At 48.6% G+C, this 19,375-nt stretch carries 22 protein-coding genes and 1 pseudogene; 16 read left to right on the top strand and 7 right to left on the bottom strand.

From position 1 onward, the window contains the following. Nucleotides 1–2: 2 nt before the first annotated feature. Nucleotides 3–1,061 (bottom strand): ATP-grasp domain-containing protein, encoded by a 1,059-nt coding sequence (locus tag EOS97_RS24610; protein WP_001035162.1) that lies wholly within the window; start codon nucleotides 1,059–1,061, stop codon nucleotides 3–5. Nucleotides 1,062–1,384: 323 nt separating this feature from the next. On the opposite strand from EOS97_RS24610, the gene EOS97_RS24605 reads away from it, so the two are divergent. The 7 genes from EOS97_RS24605 to EOS97_RS24570 all read left to right on the top strand — a co-directional run bounded on the left by EOS97_RS24605 (nucleotide 1,385) and on the right by EOS97_RS24570 (nucleotide 7,604). Next, on the top strand, nucleotides 1,385–1,966 hold the full coding sequence (locus tag EOS97_RS24605) for a TerD family protein (RefSeq protein ID WP_042634303.1): 582 nt from the start codon (nucleotides 1,385–1,387) through the stop codon (nucleotides 1,964–1,966). Then, nucleotides 1,966–3,123 carry a TerD family protein gene (locus EOS97_RS24600; protein WP_001054787.1) on the top strand — a complete coding sequence of 386 codons (1,158 nt, stop codon included), beginning with the start codon at nucleotides 1,966–1,968 and terminating at the stop codon, nucleotides 3,121–3,123. The genes EOS97_RS24605 and EOS97_RS24600 overlap by 1 nt, the downstream gene beginning before the upstream one ends. Nucleotides 3,124–3,145: 22 nt before the next feature. Then, the gene (locus tag EOS97_RS24595; RefSeq protein ID WP_000007448.1) at nucleotides 3,146–3,601 is read left to right on the top strand and encodes a tellurite resistance TerB family protein; all 456 of its coding nucleotides are present in this window, start codon (nucleotides 3,146–3,148) and stop codon (nucleotides 3,599–3,601) included. Between the two features lie 22 nt (nucleotides 3,602–3,623). Beyond that, nucleotides 3,624–4,664, top strand: a complete 1,041-nt coding sequence (gene terC / locus EOS97_RS24590; RefSeq protein WP_000255079.1) for a tellurium resistance membrane protein TerC — start codon at nucleotides 3,624–3,626, stop codon at nucleotides 4,662–4,664. 48 nt (nucleotides 4,665–4,712) lie between these two features. Further along, nucleotides 4,713–5,291, top strand: coding sequence for a tellurium resistance membrane protein TerD (terD, locus tag EOS97_RS24585; protein ID WP_000116677.1), 579 nt, complete (start codon nucleotides 4,713–4,715; stop codon nucleotides 5,289–5,291). Between the two features lie 67 nt (nucleotides 5,292–5,358). Continuing rightward, nucleotides 5,359–5,934 (top strand): TerD family protein, encoded by a 576-nt coding sequence (locus EOS97_RS24580; RefSeq protein WP_000301242.1) that lies wholly within the window; start codon nucleotides 5,359–5,361, stop codon nucleotides 5,932–5,934. A gap of 428 nt (nucleotides 5,935–6,362) precedes the next feature. Further along, nucleotides 6,363–7,604: a VWA domain-containing protein gene (locus EOS97_RS24570; protein ID WP_001053338.1), complete on the top strand. Its 1,242-nt coding sequence runs from the start codon at nucleotides 6,363–6,365 to the stop codon at nucleotides 7,602–7,604. A gap of 219 nt (nucleotides 7,605–7,823) precedes the next feature. On the opposite strand, the gene EOS97_RS24565 is transcribed toward EOS97_RS24570, so the two are convergent. The 6 genes from EOS97_RS24565 to EOS97_RS24540 all read right to left on the bottom strand — a co-directional run bounded on the left by EOS97_RS24565 (nucleotide 7,824) and on the right by EOS97_RS24540 (nucleotide 12,802). Beyond that, nucleotides 7,824–8,546, bottom strand: a complete 723-nt coding sequence (locus tag EOS97_RS24565; protein WP_039003037.1) for a PAP2 family protein — start codon at nucleotides 8,544–8,546, stop codon at nucleotides 7,824–7,826. A gap of 71 nt (nucleotides 8,547–8,617) precedes the next feature. Continuing rightward, nucleotides 8,618–10,243, bottom strand: coding sequence for a phosphoethanolamine--lipid A transferase MCR-1.1 (locus EOS97_RS24560; RefSeq protein ID WP_049589868.1), 1,626 nt, complete (start codon nucleotides 10,241–10,243; stop codon nucleotides 8,618–8,620). Between the two features lie 195 nt (nucleotides 10,244–10,438). Next, the gene (locus EOS97_RS24555) at nucleotides 10,439–11,413 is read right to left on the bottom strand and encodes an IS30-like element ISApl1 family transposase (protein WP_012478345.1); all 975 of its coding nucleotides are present in this window, start codon (nucleotides 11,411–11,413) and stop codon (nucleotides 10,439–10,441) included. 433 nt (nucleotides 11,414–11,846) lie between these two features. Then, a complete protein-coding gene (locus EOS97_RS24550) occupies nucleotides 11,847–12,128 on the bottom strand; it encodes a hypothetical protein (RefSeq protein ID WP_000077926.1) in 282 nt (93 codons plus the stop codon). A 49-nt stretch (nucleotides 12,129–12,177) separates the two neighbouring features. Then, nucleotides 12,178–12,369, bottom strand: coding sequence for a hypothetical protein (locus EOS97_RS24545; RefSeq protein WP_000398480.1), 192 nt, complete (start codon nucleotides 12,367–12,369; stop codon nucleotides 12,178–12,180). 91 nt (nucleotides 12,370–12,460) lie between these two features. Continuing rightward, nucleotides 12,461–12,802: a hypothetical protein gene (locus EOS97_RS24540; protein WP_001151575.1), complete on the bottom strand. Its 342-nt coding sequence runs from the start codon at nucleotides 12,800–12,802 to the stop codon at nucleotides 12,461–12,463. Between the two features lie 372 nt (nucleotides 12,803–13,174). Here EOS97_RS24540 and EOS97_RS24535 point away from each other — a divergent pair, with 372 nt between their 5' ends. The 9 genes and pseudogenes from EOS97_RS24535 (at nucleotide 13,175) to EOS97_RS24490 (ending at nucleotide 19,123) form a co-directional block, all read left to right on the top strand. Continuing rightward, nucleotides 13,175–13,567: a hypothetical protein gene (locus tag EOS97_RS24535; protein ID WP_000341066.1), complete on the top strand. Its 393-nt coding sequence runs from the start codon at nucleotides 13,175–13,177 to the stop codon at nucleotides 13,565–13,567. Between the two features lie 603 nt (nucleotides 13,568–14,170). Then, entirely contained in the window at nucleotides 14,171–14,464 is a 294-nt protein-coding gene (locus EOS97_RS24525; protein ID WP_024136327.1) for a helix-turn-helix transcriptional regulator, read from the top strand. A 4-nt stretch (nucleotides 14,465–14,468) separates the two neighbouring features. Beyond that, nucleotides 14,469–15,794 carry a type II toxin-antitoxin system HipA family toxin gene (locus EOS97_RS24520; protein ID WP_000088046.1) on the top strand — a complete coding sequence of 442 codons (1,326 nt, stop codon included), beginning with the start codon at nucleotides 14,469–14,471 and terminating at the stop codon, nucleotides 15,792–15,794. A gap of 60 nt (nucleotides 15,795–15,854) precedes the next feature. Next, complete coding sequence (locus EOS97_RS24515; RefSeq protein WP_000134171.1) at nucleotides 15,855–16,061, top strand: hypothetical protein; 207 nt, start codon at nucleotides 15,855–15,857, stop codon at nucleotides 16,059–16,061. A gap of 101 nt (nucleotides 16,062–16,162) precedes the next feature. Continuing rightward, nucleotides 16,163–16,573, top strand: a complete 411-nt coding sequence (locus EOS97_RS24510) for a hypothetical protein (protein ID WP_000985911.1) — start codon at nucleotides 16,163–16,165, stop codon at nucleotides 16,571–16,573. A 12-nt stretch (nucleotides 16,574–16,585) separates the two neighbouring features. After that, a complete protein-coding gene (locus EOS97_RS24505) occupies nucleotides 16,586–17,401 on the top strand; it encodes an HNH endonuclease signature motif containing protein (protein ID WP_001572439.1) in 816 nt (271 codons plus the stop codon). A 253-nt stretch (nucleotides 17,402–17,654) separates the two neighbouring features. Then, a complete protein-coding gene (locus tag EOS97_RS24500; RefSeq protein ID WP_127836216.1) occupies nucleotides 17,655–18,080 on the top strand; it encodes a hypothetical protein in 426 nt (141 codons plus the stop codon). Nucleotides 18,081–18,533: 453 nt separating this feature from the next. Next, nucleotides 18,534–18,769: pseudogene (locus tag EOS97_RS24495) on the top strand (type I restriction-modification system subunit M N-terminal domain-containing protein); the annotation flags it as partial. A 54-nt stretch (nucleotides 18,770–18,823) separates the two neighbouring features. Beyond that, nucleotides 18,824–19,123 (top strand): hypothetical protein, encoded by a 300-nt coding sequence (locus EOS97_RS24490; RefSeq protein ID WP_001572440.1) that lies wholly within the window; start codon nucleotides 18,824–18,826, stop codon nucleotides 19,121–19,123. The last annotated feature ends 252 nt before the right edge of the window (nucleotides 19,124–19,375 follow it).

Below are 19,375 nucleotides of genomic sequence, written 5' to 3'. Positions count from 1 at the left end.
CCTTAATTCAGATGGTTAGAGAGTGATTCCGGGTAAACGATGACATCTGTGATGGATCTCACTGCAACCGGAGAAAAGGTATTTCTGGCGCTCTGGATCACCGCATCTTCAGACATCAGACCGAGCTTAAAGGCAGCAAACAACCCGGGAAGGTTCACCCCGCTGTGAAGGGTATAACCCACCCCGCCTGACGGACGCATGTTGGTTTCAAGCAGCACCGGGTTGCCATTCACATCGTTTCGCGTCTGAACATTCACCAGCCCGTCGGCCTTCATAACCCGGGCGCAGTCACAAGCCAGTTCCCAGGCGCTTCCTTCGTTTACCAGATACTGGATAGCCCCTTCCTTACGGCGTCCCACGGCTGCGAGTATTTCGCCCTTATCCGCGAGGATATCGACGGAAAATTCCGGGCCTGGCAGGTACGGCATCAAAACAAGGGGTTTAAACGACTCAGAAGCCGATGCTGCTGCAATATACTGTTGCGGACTGACCAGACGATGTTCGGGATGATTAAAGACGGCCATGGGCGAAGCACTGTCATCAAAGCGCCAGAATCCCATGCCATAGATACCCGTCACCGGCTTCACGCATACCGGGCTGTCCGAGAACGGCGGGGCCGCGAGGTGCGTCTTTAATTCTGCCAGCGTATTCACCCGCCAGGACGGTACGACCGGGAGCCCGTTTTGCTCCATAAACTGAGCAAAAGTAACTTTTTCGTCAGCCAGAGTTAACCAGTCGACGCCTGTTGCACCGGTAGTAAGGGTGGCTCCGGTCGATTCAATGGCTGAACGGTGTTCTTCAAACCACTGGCTGTTACGGCCAGTATGAATATGGTGGATGCCGTAGGTCTGAATGGTTTCCTGAATAAACTGAAGACGTTTTTGAGGATCTTCAGGTTCAGTCAAAGAATAATCGGCAACGGAAAGAATTTCATGTCTTTCGTTACGGTGGGAGGCAAATACGGTAATAGCAAAATTATTTTTTTGTGCAAATGATTTTACCCCCTGAATAATATCTCGCTGGGAGGACAAACCTTCCATAAACCAAATTTTCTTGTTCATTTTTTTTAATTATCCGGAACGCCATGCAAATTTATGATTGAGAAGTGAGTCTATGAGTGTCTACGCTACATGTCAATCATAATATGATTAATAACTTCAGTGGTTATGGAGTGCGTCAGTGTTTTTTTTAGTGCCTTATAACGTATTGATATTTAAATTAAAAATAGAAAAATGAACACCATGAAAAGGATTTATTTTTGTGTTTTTGAAGAAAACTACCAAAATTTCCCTTGTCAGAGAACTTCATCATGATATGATTTTCTTCGTCAGTTACTAAATATACCTTTGATTGTCTCGGTCATTACCATTTTAAGGAATAAAACATGGTTTCATTAAGTAAGAACCAGACGGTATCACTCAGCAAAGAATCTTCAGCATTAAGCCAGCTTCAATTCGGTCTCGGTTGGGATCCGGTTAAGAAAAAAGGTCTTCTTGGAGGATTGTTTGGAGGCAACGACTCAATCGATCTCGATGCTGGCTGCGTATTAATGGACAGCACCGGTAAAACAATTGACACCATCTGGTTCCGCAAACTGGAATCCACCTGCGGCGCTGTTGTGCACAGTGGCGATAACCTGACCGGTGAGGGTGACGGTGACGATGAGGTGATTAAGGTCAACCTCTCCCGACTGCCTGCAAACGTTGAATACCTGGCGTTTACGGTAAACAGCTTCCGTGGTCAGTCGTTCAATGACGTCGAAAACGCGTTCTGCCGCGTTGTCGATCAAACCGGCAAAGAGCTGGCTCGCTACAAGCTGACTGAGCAGGGCTCACATACCGGGATCGTTATTTCTTCGCTGCGCCGTAATAACGGCAACTGGGACTTTACCGCCCTTGGCCATGCCTGTCGCGGCCGCACAATTGACGATATGCACTCCGATATCGTTTCAGCGGTTATTCGCTAATGAACCTGACGCCGGGGGGCAATGCCCCCGTTCCAGCCCAGGAGTTGCGGGTCCGGATCACCTCGGGCGGCCAGGTGGATGCTTCGGCGTTTCGCCTGTATGCCGACGGGAAGGTGCAGGGTGATGCGGACATGGTGTTTTATGGTCAGCCACGTAACGATGATGGTACCGTCAGCCTGGTCAGTGAAGGCCAGTACTCAACCTTTACTGTCGCGCTCAACCGGCTGAAACCTGATGTCCAGAAAATTGCGTTCACCGTGACCTGTGACGGTGGGCAGACGGTGTCCGGTCTTCGTAATCTTTCCATCGACGTGGAGCAAGGGGCTACCGGCCTGGTTAGCGGCAGTGTCGAACTGAGCGGCCGTCAGGAAGCAGCCTTAATTCTGGGTGAATTTTACCGTCGTAATAATGACTGGAAATTCCGCTTCGTTGCGCAGGGGTTCAACGGTGGACTTAAACCGCTGGCAGAGCATTTCGGCGTAAATATTGCCGACGAACCGGCTCCCGCAGCCCCGACTCCTCCGGTTGTAACCCCTCCGCCAGTTGAGACAAAAATCAGCCTGAGCAAGGTATCGCTGACAAAAGAGAAGCCTGCAATCAGCCTGACCAAACGGGATAACTTCGGTGAAATCCGGATCAACCTGAACTGGCACCGGGGCAGCGGCAAATCAGGCTTTGCAGGCATGTTCGGCTCCAAAGGAATCGACCTGGATCTGGGGGCCTTTGTTGAGCTTCAGGACGGGTATAAATCGGTCATTCAGGCGCTCGGTAATGCATTCGGTAATTATCGCGATGAACCGTATGTTCAGCTCAAGGGCGATGACCGGACGGGTGATGTATCAGACGGCGAGTGGCTGCATATCAATGGACGTGAATGGAAGCATATCCGCGAAGTGCTGATTTACGCCTTTATTTATGAAGGTGTTCCCAGCTGGGACAAGACTGATGGTGTGGTCACCATTCATGTGCCGGATCAACCGCCCATTGAGACCCGCCTGACCGAAGGTGAAAACCGTCGCACATTGTGCGCCATTGCCAGACTCGTAAACGAAAACGGCGCAATTAAAGTCGAGCGAATTAACCAGTACTTCAAAGGCCAGGACGAAATGGACCGGGCATTTGGCTGGGGATTTCGCTGGAGCGCCGGTTCTAAATAACACAGCAACAAAGGAAACAGGTATGAGCTTTTTCGACAAGGTAAAAGGTGCCATTAACTCTGGCCGGGACGAACTGACCCGCCAGGTTGGTCGTTTCAAAAACAAAAAATTTATGCACGGCACCGTTGCTGTATGTGCCCGTATTGCCGTATCGAGTGACGGCGTGAGTTCGGAAGAAAAGCAGAAAATGATGGGCTTTCTTCGCTCTTCAGAAGAGCTGAAGGTCTTCGATACCAATGAGGTGATCGAGTTCTTCAATAAACTGGTTTCAAGCTTCGATTTCGATGTTGAAATCGGCAAGGGCGAAACCATGAAATACATCCTGGCGCTGAAAGATCAGCCTGAGGCCGCTCAGCTGGCCTTACGTGTTGGTATTGCCGTTGCGAAAAGTGACGGTAACTTCGATCAGGACGAGAAACTGGCCTCCCGCGAGATCGCTATCGCGTTGGGCTTCGACCCGGCTGAATTTGGCCTCTGATCCACATCCCTAAGGGTAAAATATGGTTTCCACACACATCGGCTTCCCGACTGAAACGGTCATTGTTTTCATTGCGCTTTCAGTCGGTGCCATCTTTATTGACCTGTTTATGCACCGTGATGACAAGCCCATTTCCCTGAAGAGTGCGGCGCTCTGGTCCGTATTCTGGGTTGTGGTTGCGATGGCATTTGCCGGTTTCCTCTACATCCACCACGGTGCTGAGGTTGCCAGCCTGTTTGTAACGGGTTATGCGCTGGAGAAAGTGCTGTCGGTCGACAACCTGTTTGTCATGATGGCCATCTTCTCCTGGTTCGCCGTTCCTGATCGTTACCGCCACCGTGTTCTCTACTGGGGGATCATTGGTGCCATCGTCTTCAGGGGCATCTTTGTCGCCATCGGTACGAGCCTGCTGAGTCTGGGGCCGTATGTTGAAGTTGTCTTCGCTATCATCGTCGCCTGGACGGCGGTCATGATGCTTAAAAGCGGTGATGACGATGATGAAATTGAGGATTATTCCCAGCATCTGGCTTACCGCATGGTTAAACGCTTCTTCCCTATCTGGCCGAAGCTCAGAGGTCATGCTTTCCTGCTTAACCAGAAGGAAGTGGATGCCGAACTGGCGAAACCAGAAAACAGCGATGTCACCATTGGCCGTGGTAAAAAGGCGGCGCTGTATGCGACCCCTCTGTTCCTGTGTGTGGCCGTGGTTGAACTCTCGGATGTTATGTTTGCGTTTGACTCGGTACCGGCAATCATTGCCGTCAGTCGTGAACCGCTTATCGTCTATAGTGCCATGATGTTTGCTATCCTGGGCCTGCGTACTCTGTACTTTGTCCTTGAAGCACTGAAACAGTACCTGGTTCATCTGGAGAAGGCCGTTATCGTGCTGCTGTTCTTCATCGCGGCAAAACTGGGCCTGAATGCGACCGATCACATTTGGCATCATGGTTACAGCATCGCGGCGACAACCAGCCTGTATGTTGTACTGGGTGTTTTGGCGCTGGGCATTCTCGCAAGCGTCATGTTCCCGGGCAAACCTGAATCTGAGGAAAAGGGGAGCTGATCCCCTGAAGTGTTAACCTGAACAATTACTAATCGAAGAGGTTATTTTATGAGTGTTTCTCTTTCCAAAGGCGGGAACGTCTCCCTGAGTAAAGCAGCTCCGTCAATGAAAAACGTCCTGGTGGGCCTTGGCTGGGATGCGCGTTCAACAGACGGTCAGGACTTTGACCTGGATGCTTCAGCATTCCTGCTGGCCGCAAATGGCAAAGTGCGCGGCGATTCAGATTTCATCTTCTATAACAACCTGACGTCATCTGACGGTTCCGTAACCCATACCGGTGATAACCGTACCGGTGAAGGTGATGGTGATGATGAATCGCTGAAAATTAAACTGGACGCCGTCCCGTCTGATGTTGACAAGATCATCTTCGTTGTCACTATCCATGATGCTCAGGCTCGTCGCCAGAGCTTTGGTCAGGTATCCGGTGCGTTTATTCGCCTGGTCAATGACGATAACCAGACTGAAGTCGCTCGCTACGATCTGACCGAAGATGCGTCCACTGAGACTGCCATGCTGTTCGGCGAGCTGTATCGCCACAATGGTGAGTGGAAATTCCGCGCAGTGGGCCAGGGTTATGCTGGTGGTCTGGCATCTGTATGTGCTCAGTACGGCATTAACGCGTCCTGATCGAAAAGTAACTTTTCACCCGGGGCTGTTAATGCAGCCCTCATTCAACTGTTTGCAGGAGCTAAAAATGGCAGTTTCTCTCGTAAAAGGCGGCAACGTATCTCTGACCAAAGAAGCACCAACCATGAATATCGCTATGGTTGGCCTCGGCTGGGATGCCCGTGTAACTGACGGTCAGGCTTTTGACCTGGACGCTTCCGTGTTCGCAGTAGGCGAAGACGGTAAAGTGCTGTCAGATGCGCATTTCATTTTCTTCAATAACAAAACCAGCCCTGATGGCGCGGTAGAGCACCAGGGCGACAACCGTACCGGTGAAGGCGACGGTGACGATGAGCAGGTCAAAATCGATCTGACCAAAGTCTCAGCAGATATCAAAAAACTGGTGTTTGCCGTTACCATCTATGATGCAGAAGCGCGTAAACAAAACTTCGGCATGGTGAGCAACAGCTTCATGCGCGTTTACAACAACGACAACGGCACGGAAATTGCCCGTTTCGATCTGTCTGAAGATGCCTCAACCGAAACCGCTATGGTCTTCGGTGAACTGTATCGTCATGGCGCTGAGTGGAAGTTTAAAGCTGTCGGTCAGGGCTTTGCCGGTGGCCTGGCGGCTCTTGCCTCCCAGCACGGCGTTAACATCTAAAACAACGCTGAATCATACCCCGGCAATGCCGGGGTTTTTTTTGGTTGCGATCCGCTTTCAGGAGGGAGTAGTAGAAAGGGGACTGGAAATTTCAGAAAGCAGGTCATGTTAATTCAGACCTGAGCCTTTTAAAGGCAGGAAACGGATTTATCTCTGGTTGCTGGTTAAAGCCGGTATTCCGTGCCTTTTATCAACAGAATGCCCCTCTGATATATGTTACTTTTGCGGTTTATGAAGGAACGGGATCTGGAACATAAGATACCCGGTCAATCAAAATTCCAGTTCAACAGGTATAGAAACTTCAGCGTGATGAAATATGGTGTCACACCATATATACGCCTCACCAGAAATCCAGCGTCCTGAACTAAGCCTGGGGAACATATATAAGCGCTGCGCTTTAAAAATAATCAAAAATCAGGAGAGTTAATGTGAATCTACAATCCGGACAAAACATACCGCTTCAGCAATCTGCGATCAGGCTGAATCTTCAGTACCCTGCCAAATCCGGCTTTAAAGGCGAACCCGATACCTGCCTCTTCCTGCTTAATGCTCAGGGAAAGGTAACCGGCGATTCTGACTTTATCTTTTATAATAATCTGTCTTCTCCTGAAGGGGCAGTAAAGCTCGTTACCGGTTCTCAGCAGTCCAGCATTGAGATAGCACTGGATCGTGTTCCGGCGAACGTCAGTAAGATTGCGATCACCGTTGTCATTGATGGTGAAGATACTATCAGTGGGCTCAGTTTATTGAGCATTCAGGCTCCTGGTATCGCTGATTTTCAGGCTGAGACTCAGGGCCGCAGTGAGAAAGCAATCATCCTGGGTGAAGTATATCGGCACAATGGCGCCTGGAAGCTTCGTGCGCTCGGGCAGGGTTTCAACGGTGGTCTTGAGCCTCTGGCCATTAGCTTTGGCGTTGATGTCGCACAGCCAGCTCCGCAGCCAGCAAAGCCCGCTCGTATCAGTCTGGAAAAGAAACTTGAAACCAGATCTCCGCGCCTCGTAAGCCTCGCTAAAAAAGCCTCGGTCAGTCTCACTAAAAATAAACTGGACACCCTTGAGGCAGCGGTTGCATTTGTACTTGACGCATCCGGCTCAATGAGTGGCCAGTTCAGTAAGGGCAACGTTCAGTCTGTGCTGGACCGCATCGCCGTTCTTGCCGCCCAGTTCGACGACGACGGTGAAATGGATGTCTGGGGATTTGGAGAGAAGCACAAGAAGTATCCAAACGTCACACTGGACAACCTGGACACATATATTCAGTCCATTCGCGGGTCTGGAAAGCGTTCAGCCTGGGAGAACCTGCCGGGACTTGGTGGGACAAACAATGAGCCCCCTGTGATGGAAGAAATTGTCGACTACTTTAAGGACTCGAAAATCCCGGTATATGTTGTATTTATTACCGATGGCGGGATCAGCAAGACCCGGGCGATTAAAGATGCAATCCGGCGTTCTGCCAACTACCCCATCTTCTGGAAGTTTGTCGGCCTGGGTGGTTCAAGCTACGGTATCCTCAAAAATCTGGATGACTTTACTGACCGCCGGGTTGATAACACCCACTTCTTTGCCATGGATGATTTCGGTTCGATCAGCGATGAAAAGTTATATGATAATTTACTGGAAGAATTCAGACCGTGGATCGATGAAACAAAAAGGTTAGGCATCCTGTAATACGCACAGTTTTCGCATGGTTAAAGGAGCTCTACAGCAGCTTAATACTGTAGAGCCTTTGTTCACTGGAAATCGTACAGGGAGGAGCATATGGACCGCATCAAGTACCTGAAATGGATAGCTGAAGAATCACCAACTGATGATGAAATCGACAACTACGATAGTATCATTAGTCGGGGCGCAGAAAGGGCCGAGAAGGTTCAGTTGTCTTTAAGCCGATTAAACTTGTTCACCCTTCTTAAAAAACACCCACGCAAGCCCTGCCGACATCGCCCACGCAAGCATCATCGACACCACCGTATGGCTCAAAAAATGATCGCCAATAATCATCTTATAGCAGCCCATCGCCCAGCCCAATGCCATCACCACGATGATGATCGCACCACGACGGCGGCGCAAACTTGGCGCAAACGCAAAGGCAAACAGCGCAAATCCGCTACTGGCATGCGCCGCAGGAAAGCACTTATCAGGAATGGTGTTACGCATACTATCAAGCATCGGCAAATACGGCAGCGTACCATCAAAAATCGTCAAATGCACAGGGCAGACCACATGAGTATATGCCTTCAATGACGCGACAACTGTCGGCACTAGGATCAAAGTCAGCACCAGATACGCAAGCTCACGCACGCGAAATTTTGTCACTGGGACAAGCCACTTGGCAGTGATAGCATTGCCCTTTTTCTCATGATAAGCACGGCAAATGGTCGCAACCAGCAAGTAGATCAGCATCGCCATCAGCAGCTTTTTTAGTCCAGAATACAGTAGCAAATCTGGCAAAAAAGCTTGCTTGGCAACCATCCAATGCCCCATACCCAGATAAAACCAATCAGCGACCATCAGATCAATCTGACTGTGCTCAAGGGTCAGCGTGGCAACGATCGCCATGACAAGAGCGATACTCATCTCAGCAAGTAGGCGTTTATTTGATAAATACGGCATAACAAACCCCACCCCACCGCCCATAATACGAATGGAGTGTGCGGTGGGTTTGGAAAAAATACAGGGAGAAATCAGCGGATGAATGCGGTGCGGTCTTTGACTTTGTCCGCGGTGACATCAAACAGCTTTAATAATGTCGGCGTGATCGCGTCATGGGTCAGGACGGTATCGGTTGCCATTGGCGTGATGCCAGTTTGCTTATCCGTCCAGAAAAATGCAGGCACACTGCGCTGTTCTTTTGGTGCAAAGGCATTTGGCATACCATGTAGATAGACACCGTTCTCACCCAGACTTTCGCCATGATCGCTGACATACAGCATTGAGACATCATAGGCATTGCTGTGCGTCTGCAGCCACTGGATACTTTGAGCGATGAAATCATCGGTGGCAAGCAAGGCATTGTCATAAGCATTGATCAAGGACTGATGTTCGCACTTGGCAAGCTCATTACCTTCACACACTGGCGTGAATTTGGCAAACTTTTCATCATATCGCTTAAAATACGCAGGCCCGTGATTGCCCATTTGGTGCAGCATGATCAGCATATCTTTGCCGTTATTGGCAGCGACAAAGTCATCTAAGCCAACGAGCATACCGACATCGCGGCATTCGTTATAAGGATTGGTGTTGCAGATGGCGTTGTTGGTCGCGGATTTATAATCGGCAAATTGCGCTTTTGGCAGCTTATCCATCACGCCTTTTGAGTCCGAATTATTATCACGCCACAAGATACTTACGCCCAAGCGATCCAGCGTATCCAGCACATTTTCTTGGTATTTGGCGGTATCGACATCATACTCATCCGCGCCCAGATAGCTGAACATACACGGCACAGAATACGCCGTCGATGTGCCGCACGATGTGACATTGCTAAAATTGGTCACGCCATCGATCTTGGCAAGCTGTGGGAAAGTATCGCGCTCATAGCCATTGAAGCTGACATGATCGGCGCGTGCCGTCTCACCGACGACGAACACCACTAGGCGTGGCTTACGCATATCAGGCTTGGTTGCTTGTACCGCGTCTTTGGCGTGATAAATGGTATCTTTTGGCGCACTGGCTTTTTTATACTCAATACTGGCAAGCTTACCCACCGAGTAGATTGGCATGATCGGATTGACATAGCTACGCAGCGGCTTATGCACGCGAAAGAAACTGGCATAATGACTGCTGAACGCCACCACAGGCAGTAAAATCAGCGCAAGACTTGCCACGATCAAGCCCAATCGGCGCATCAAACCCTTGCCCCAAGTCGGATAATCCACCTTAACAAAAGCCACAAGCAAACTTGGTAGCACACCCAAACCAATGATACGCATGATAAACGCTGCGTTTAATAGATCCTTGGTCTCGGCTTGGTCGGTCTGTAGGGCATTTTGGAGCATGGTCGTATCATAGACCGTGCCATAAGTGTCAGTAAAATAACTGGTCACCGCGCCCATGATTAATAGCAAAATCAACACAGGCTTTAGCACATAGCGATACGATGATAACAGCGTGGTGATCAGTAGCATCGCGCCAAAGAGCACGACAGCGATCGTCAGCACAAAGCCGAGATTGTCCGCGATGGGATAGGTTTGGCTGATTTTATCAAAAAAGGTAAGATTGGCGGTCGCGGTCAAGAAAACGGCAACACTCGCCACAAGAACAAACGGACTGACCGAGCGTCGGTACCACACAGAAGTATGCTGCATCATGAGAAACTACTCAAAAAATAAACGGTGGGATAATTGCGGCAATTATACTGCAATTTTTTAAGAAATCCAGTACAATTTATCTGATATAAAAAATTATGCGATACAGAAATATTTCAGAAATTTTATTAGGCAATCATTGCGCAATCCCATACTGAATATACACTTGAGAGTATTTATAATTTGTATCTTGAATTGTCAAACCAAGTGCAACGATTTTTTGAAGTAAACTTCATAAGGTGTTTTCCAACCTAAACATTTACGTGGTCGTAAATTCAGTTTATTGATCACCTGTTGAATATCAACTTCGCTCCACTGATTGATGTCTTGGTGCTTCGGAAAGTATTCACGAAGTAACCCATTTGTATTTTCATTCGTTCCCCGTGTCCACGGTTGATGCGGCTCGGGGAAGTAAAATTCTACACCCAGTGCTTCTGTTACCAAACGATGTTGGGCAAATTCTTTACCACGGTCTGGCGTAATTGACCGCAATATATGTGAATCCAGCAATTCAATCATGGCTTTTTGGACTGCTTCGGCTTTTTTGGCAGGAATTTTCTTCACCAACTCAAAACGACTTTTGCGTTCCGTCAGCGTCAGCAAACAAGCTCCACCCGCTTTACCCAGTACGGTATCGGCTTCCCAATGTCCAAAGCGACTGCGATTTTGCGCCGAAATGGGACGGTCGTTCAAATGGTTGGATATCTGAATTTTGCCACGTTTTTCATGATGATTTTTTGTATGCCGTGTTTTGCCTTTGTGGCGCAGTTTGCGACTGGCTTTGCGTTCGCCTATATCAAACAACCCTGAATAAATACCACGATAAATGGTTGAATAACTAATGGATAATTCAGATTTTTCCAATTTTAATCGTGCGCTGATTTGTTCGGGCGACCAGTTTTCTGTCAGAAACTTTTCTTGCACCAAATTGAAATATTCAGGCTGCTCTAATTTGCGCTGTGCTTTGCTATTTTGACGATGCTTCAAATAGCTGTTTTGTGCGTTCGTTGCACTGTAGCTTTCTAGAGCGTGTCGTTTCAGCTCGCGAGAAATGGTGCTGGAGCTACGTCCCAGTGCTTTGGCAATTTCTGCTTGTTTTTTGCCCTGTGCGAGTAAAATCATTATCTTTTCTCGCTCGTTTATTGTAAGATGTCGGTAGGAAGTACTCATCATTTGGAAATGGTTTTTGTGTGGAAACAAAATTATATTCTAGTTGATGAGTACTTCTTTTTTTGTTGCACTTGGATTGTAAATTCAGCACGTTAATATACGGGAGTTTAAATGTTCGCAGAAATCAAAGATAATTATTCGTTAGGTGGATAAAGAAAGGTTGCCATTACCAGCTTTCGACGAGTCGAAAATAAAAACCTTATTTATAGTGACAGGGAGTATGAGCTGACGCTTGCCAATGGAACAATAATTAAAAATGTACTTAGAAAAGAAGAGTGGGAACTGTTAGAAAGCAATTCAATTAAGGTTATATTATAACGAAAATATATTTACAGTTTTGGATAGGTTTCAAACGAGTCCGGACATTTGTACCTGAAGTATCTGACATTACAGTTAAGTGACGATTATGTCAGCACGTCTGTTGCTGGCAGCTTAGCTATCGGTCTAAAAGCTGATCCATTAATAATTCTTCGTAAAGCCCAGAGGTATCGGGCTTTATTACAATATCCGTTATTTCGAAGCGTTCAAGTACAAATTGCAGATATTCCGGAGTAACGTAGTAGGGATCAGGTTCAGCCAGATTAGTATAGAGTGGGTCTTCTGCTGCATTAATGTCATAATCAATGCACATATGAAACCACTGCAAAGGTGGATCCCAGCCTAACATCACCTGAACAATTCCCTGATTGCTTTTCACCTCATACCAGTGCTGGCTCATACTTAGTCCTTAAGAAAATTTGTCATCGGAAAATAACACGAAGCCTGCATCATCGAGGCGCATAACCTTCTTCCCTTAACGCCTGTTGTAATTTATCAACTGCGCTTTTCATTACCCAGGCTTCTTCGTCACTCACAGCACAACCACGTAGATCGCTCCAGCTCAGACGTTTAACAAATTGAGCAAGGGCCATAGTTTCGTTCTCATCAAGCCGCAAACTCAGTGTCTCAATACCTTCCACTATCTAACCTCCCTTATAATGAAAAATGGCGCTTTACTTCTGACCAGATGCCGAAGCCTTGAATGCAGCCGGAACTGTCGTTGTTTCTACTTTACAGAAATGGAATTAAAAAGTGGTGATGCTGGGCACGTTTCTTTTCCAGCCGGGGTTTAAGCCAGAGCTGAAACTCATTCAACTTCTCAGCAGCCAAAACCGCTTCAACGGGGAAAACTTTATATTTACCCTGTTGCTGAGGTTCACCCAGCCATCGCCTGATGGCTCCGTCAGTCCATAAACGAGTCTCTTTTAGCCTAGTTACAGTGACCCATTTTCTGGACCATTCATCAAATTGTCGCTGGCGATCCCGATAACGTTGTTCTTCCTGCTGCCGAAGCCACTCGCGATCAACAGCAAATTTTCGGTATCCAACAAAGAGCCCTTGTACTTTGGCCATGTCATATTCCGGTTGCTTAGAGTTACTCATTCAACCAAAACCTAAACGTCGATACAAACTCTGTTTCATAACCAGGGTTTTATCCTTACCGCGACAGTAAGTAACAGGGGCTGCATAAACCGGTCATTTAGTCCGTTATGCAAAAATTATTGAGGATCCGGGCTGTTAAACTGTTCTTCCTCTTTCGCTTCCGGTGAAAAGGGGAGGTGTCACCCTGCGAGCCCGTGTAGTGAAAGGGATTCGTCGTAATACAGGCCAAAGGCTAACATGACCGCAAAGGACGCCCGGGCGACCGGATACCTGCCGGGTTGTGCGATGTAAAATCCGGAAGCAGTGATAACACAAACAGGCCCCTACAGCGTAAGGATTGTGATGGACGATAAAGAGCAGTTTACGAATCTTGTGGCAAAGCATGCCTCCGGACTCACCGAAGAGCAGCTGGCCGGGTACGATGCCTGTTCCCTGGATGGTGAATGCGTCACGCCTTCATACGAGGTTTTCCGGGGGTATCGTACCCGCCACACACTGGATGAATTTCTGGAGATGGCCATATCGCTGAATGCCATCCACCCGGATGAATATTTAACGGATATGCTGCTGAAGCCTCATGAGGTGATCGGCGCTCTGGCCGATGAAGGCGACCAGCTGAACAACGCCACCCCGGTTTATTTCTTTCCGGATACCGGCGTCTATGCAGCGGCCGTTAGTGAAACCCGGGTGCTCGATGCCTGGCTTTGCTGGCCATGCTACCCGGCGAACTGGTAACGCGGCCGTTGGAATTGCACCGGCCGGATACGAATTTAACCGACCCCGTGGCGGGAAGGCTATCAGAGTTGCATGTCCTCATCCCTCAAGCCCCCTGCCAGGCCCCAACGTGCTGTCAGGCTTCGCCTGATTCCCGATCTGCGCCGATACTTCAGCCGATAACTTTTTGTTTTCTTTTTATTTTCTTCCCATTTCCTCAAAAATCGCGGGCGGCGTGGACAGGGCACCATTGCCGCATGTGGGGTCTTAATAAGGGCAGGGTGGTCAGTTTTGCTCGATGCCAGGGTTAGGCCCTCCCCTTCATGGGATGAGGACATGCAAGTAAGCTAACTATCTGAAATGACGAAGGTTCATTTGGTGAATGTCGCTTCATATTAATGTTGTGTCACTTATGATCGTATGTAGCTGGTTGCAAAGAGGAGCGATGAGACAATAAAGTTGTATCGCTAACAAGATTTATGCTGCCACATAGTAACAGCCTAAAAGTTGTACGCCCTATTTAACAGCTTTTAGGCTGTTAATTTGATATTACAGCTTTTAGGGTGTATGTTTAGGAAACAGCCTGCAAGGTGTATCAGAGGAAACTACTGAGGCCAGCTTATGATCAATAATGATTACCCGTTAAACACGCTCAACCAGCTGCGTCCCTTGCTCATTGGTTTTCGCAAGGCGAATGGCCTGACGCAAAAAGACCTGTCCGAAAGGTTAGGCGTCACTCAACAGACATACTCACGTCTGGAAGCCAACCCTGCCAGTGCGAGCATTGAACGGCTATTCAAGGTGTTTTCCATCCTGGGCGTAAAAATCAGCTTCTCCTCGGCAACCACCTCTTCAGAGAGGAAGCAGACGGAAGAAATGCTTAAATCAAACTCACCTGCACGACAGGAGGATTGGTAACGATATGAGCCGGAAACAGCAACGTCTGGTAATTTGGATGAACGGCATCAAAGTCGGGTACTGGGAAAAAAGCAAAGGGGTAGACAGCTTAGAATACCTTCCTGAATGGGTTGCTGACGAACAGGGAAGGCCGCTGTCATTGTCCCTTCCTTTTACTCCCGGGAACCAGGTCTGGCGTGGAAATGTGGTACGTGACTATTTTGATAATTTACTGCCGGACAGCGAAGGCATACGCAGACGTCTGGCAATGCGTTACAAGGCCGATAGCCTGGAGCCTTTTGATCTGCTGACGGAGCTGGGAAAAGACTGCGTGGGCGCGATACAGCTGCTTCATGACGGAGATGAACCCACTGATTTATATTCCGTGAAGTATCACCCGCTTACTGAATCAGAAATTGCGGCAACTTTGCGTAATACCACGGAGACATTGCTACCGGGCAGGCCAGAAGATAACGACGACTTACGTTTATCTATTGCCGGTGCTCAGGAGAAAACAGCCCTACTGTGGCATGAAGATCGGTGGTGTATGCCGGAGGGTAATACACCAACGACGCATATATTCAAGCTACCGCTCGGACTTGTGGGGAACATGAAAGCCGACATGAGCTCGTCGGTTGAAAATGAATGGCTCTGCTCGGTACTTCTCGGCCAGTACGGGCTCCCCGTGGCAAGAACGCAGATTGCTCACTTTGAAGATCAGAAAGCGCTGGTGGTAGAACGTTTTGACCGAAAATGGTCAGGAGACGGACAATGGATCATTCGTTTACCCCAGGAGGATATGTGTCAGGCCCTGGGCGTTTCGCCATTACGAAAATATCAGGCGGACGGCGGGCCAGGTATATCGGAAATTATGGAGGTTCTGAGTAATTCAGACCGTGCTGAGCGTGACAAAGCGCAGTTTTTTATGACGCAGATAATTTTCTGGATGATGGCCGCAACAGATGGCCACGCTAAAAATTTCAGTATTTCTATTGGGCCACAGGGACGTTATCACCTTACACCAAACTATGATGTGTTGTCGGCATGGCCGGTGATCGGTCATGGGAACAATCAGATATCCTGGCAGAAGTGCAAACTGGCGATGGCCGTACGTGGCAGTAGCAACTATTACCAGATATATCGAATACAACGACGCCACTGGATCAGGCATGGTGAGATAACCGGCCTGAGTAAACAGCAGACAGAGGCGATGATAGAGGAAATCATCGCCAGAACCCCGGGTGTCATTGAACGTGTTAGCGGGCTTCTTCCGGACCAGTTCCCCCAGCAGCTTGCGGAAAGTATTTTTGATGGAATGAGGCAGCAATGCAGGCGCCTGGCTGAGAAATGACAGCCGCAATTTATAGTGTGCATGTTTTCAGAATAGCTGATGTAAGCGTGAGGATTCAGTATGACTGAAGAACAAAAAAGAATAGAGCGGGCTATTGAGTTGGCTTGTCGTTACGGCGGAACCGATGAAATGCATCATCTGCAATGGGTCGTGGATCAGATGGTAAGAGAACTTGCTGGAGAACGTTATGCACAGATTGTAGCTGATGCCACCAGCGGAGAAGATGGGCCTGATACTTACAAATGGAGTGTTGGGATCGCGCCTTAACAGCTGTCGGTCTGGGGGTGAAAACGTATTCTTCATTCAGCGAATTCCCAGGCTTCACATTAAGACTAAAGCGGCGGCCGCAGTAACGTAAGAGAAAATAAATGGCTATTTTAGCAATCATTGCAGTTATCGCCCTGGGTGGGTACGCCTACGGATTTATTAAAACCCGTGAGCTGAGCGCTTTGCGTAAAGAAATGAAACTATACGTGGATCGCATGGAAGCGGCGGAGCTGGACTTACACGCAATCAGAAGTGTAGCGGAGCACCGGTTGCACGGTGCAGGTAAACAGTTTGCCGACCTTTACAGCCGTATCGACGGTGCAACTGTGACGCTGACACCCGAAGATCAGCTGTTACTGGCAACGATGCCATTTAATATTCAGGATGTAGAAGACATCGTAAACGAGCGCGGTCCAAAGACAATTAGCGGCCGTCCATTCTGGGAAGTTGAGCCAGGCCCGCATGATTATGAATATGGCCCGCAATATCCGTATTTCCCAGACCAGCGCTAGGAAGAGATCAAGATGAGAGAGCCAAGACCACGCCATACCTTGCAGGTCATTCGTGTACCTTCTCTGGAGGTTCAGGACCTGGGGCTGACCAGCTTTGATAGCTGGCTTGACGAGCACGGGTATGACAAAACGAATGCCAGAAATAACCGTACCATCTGGGCGAGAGAAGGCGGATGGCATCTGAAACGTTGCAGAAATCTTGAAACTGGCACGGACGATTTCTGGTTTATCGCTTTCGATGGTAAAGGCGGGAAGATTTACCCGCTGAAAACCCAAAGAGACTACCGGGCTGCATATCGTAAGCTGGAAGCAGAAGGTTATGCGCCTGCGGTCATCGAGCAAATGACCACAGGCGCAGCATATAACCTGGCCTATCCACGTTCCACCCTAAAACAAGCTGAGACGGCCACCAGCGAGCCAATTCGGAAACCTGACGTAGATATCCAGGGTGAGCACTGCGAGCGCGTAGTGACGCAACGTAGTGGCGTGGCACAGGGTAAATTCAAAGCTCTGCTCATCGAGAATTTCGCAGGCCGTTGTGCGGTAACCGGTTGGGTTAATGGAGGTGTCCTGGATGCGGCACACATTGAACATGGAACCCGGTACAATCCGTCTAATGGCATCCTGATGACTCCAACAATGCATGCGCTGTTTGATGCCGATCTTATGGGCATAGATCCGGCCACCCTGACCGTTCATTTTAAGCCAGGCATTGAGGTGGGCGAGCTGTTTGAAGGCCGTAAAATCACACCGCTGGTGTACGATCTGGACTTAGAGCGGCTGGCCGTACGCTGGGCAGAATACCAGGGCCTTGCTCAGGACCAATGAAGGGTGACAGCCAGGTTGTGCCTAAACCTGGCAGTAAAACCTGCATGCCACAAACCTTTAAATTCTGACTCAAGAGCCTGGCACAAGATAAAAGCGAAATGAAAAGGTTAAAACCGGTGCACCAGACCTCTTAGGTTTAATACCTGAGCCAGTATACTGGCAGTCTCAGGTAAGTGGGTATCATACACTTCAGAAATATCCACACCGAGATAACCGCAACAGTTAAAGAGCTAAAAAGGACGGTTTTAATTTTATGAATAAAACAGCTTTAATTATGATTCTGAGAATCCTCGGATGTGGTAAAGCATTTGCAGCCACTGAATTACAGCTCCAGCAAAAACGCGTTATGCATTTCTGTGCCAATGCCAGCCTTCCGTTGTTGATTGCCGGTACAACTTATGCGAATACGTCTGACAATGGACGACCAGAAAAAGAAAGAGTGGCAATCCTGAAAAATTCAGTTGCAAGCTCGACAGCTTATAAAATGGCATCTCCCGGAGTTCAGATGGCCATGATGAGCGTGGTGGAAGATATTGCCGATCCGAAAGAATTAGCTCTACATCAAAAAGAAGTTAGACGTCTTGGGGCTAGTTATCTTTCCGACAGCGGTGTTTCATGGGCTTCAAAAACTGTTTCACCATTTACAGCCTGGTGTAACTTTAACCGTTTAGAAAGTTAAGGCTGGCAAGGCGGTTCCTGTTCAGGAAAGTTACTTTCCGTGCGGGGACCGTAAGATACAGATAAAGCTTAAGGCCTTTGAATTTTTGGAAAGCATTTGAAAATTTCATTGCGCTTGTCTGATATGAAACAGCCCTGCATTTCTGCAAAGGCTGAAAGAGTGTGTACGGACTTTGGAAGGAGTGATGATATACGCCTGAGCCATCCCATCACCGCAGACAGGGTAATTAACCCTGACTAAAGCTTTCACCTATTCCGTCGCTCGCAAGCGGCTTTCGCACACTAACGAAGGTATGGCCTTTCGTCGGTGTTAAATTTTTCGGCTATTTGCAATCTGAGGTTGGATTGTAGATTTTAGTTAGAAATGGATCAAAGTCCGTTTTGTGCAAAACTTGGTTGACAACCCTCTTTTGGATGATGTGCCGTTTCGTGCAAAAGTTGGTTGGAGGCCAAGATGGCAGAGTTCGTAGGTTCGGCTGCTTCGCAAGCTGATTTCATTTGGAAGAACGCGGAAGACCTGTGGGGGGGGATTTCAAGCATACCGACTTCGGCAAGATCATTTTGCCGTTTACCCTGCTGCGTCGATTGGAGTGCGCACTGGAGTCTACACGGGAAGCATCGCTCGATAGCCAACCAGCCACGATTGAGTTCTTAGAAGCAGAGTTCAGTGTTGATTTCGATGCGCTGCTATCTTGACCGCCAATCAGACCCGCATGGTTCAGGTTTGTGTATGAGAGTCCCCAAATGGCTGTAGTTCTAACCAAAGCCTTGATTGAAGCCGGCCGCACCGGAAATAGTGGGTACAGAAAAAAGCAGTTGCTTGCGCTGGGCGTAAGTAACCCGCCGAAAAGCGGCTGGATCGAACGACTGATCGGCACTGAGGTATCTGACGAGCAGTACGAACGCTTTCTGGGGCACAGCACGAGCAAGCTGCATATTCCGGTCGAAAATGAACACCTATTCCGGTTTAAAATGAACGCTGATTCCGGCTTGCGTGTACACCGATTCCGGACACCTCAGTGCACGTACTCTGATGTCAGATGAACCGTCCTGTTCCAACGTCTTGGATCCACAACTGCCGCGCTGCGCTTGGCTGCTGGCTTGTTCAGTGAGTCGAAAAGATGCCTCCCCTCAAAGCTCAGCTTCTGCTCGAAGAATCCCTGTCCGCATACTTTCCGGAATCACTGTTCAACTTCACCGGAATACGCACAAGCAGGCTGAACAGATCCTACGCGGAGAGCAGCCAGCCAAGGGGCTTCAGTATGCAAAGCGAGCGAAGAAGCTCGCTTCTGAAAG

The organism is Salmonella sp. SSDFZ54 (assembly GCF_004010735.1).
Taxonomy (GTDB): domain Bacteria; phylum Pseudomonadota; class Gammaproteobacteria; order Enterobacterales; family Enterobacteriaceae; genus Salmonella; species Salmonella enterica.
This window is presented reverse-complemented; position numbering and strand designations above follow the sequence as displayed.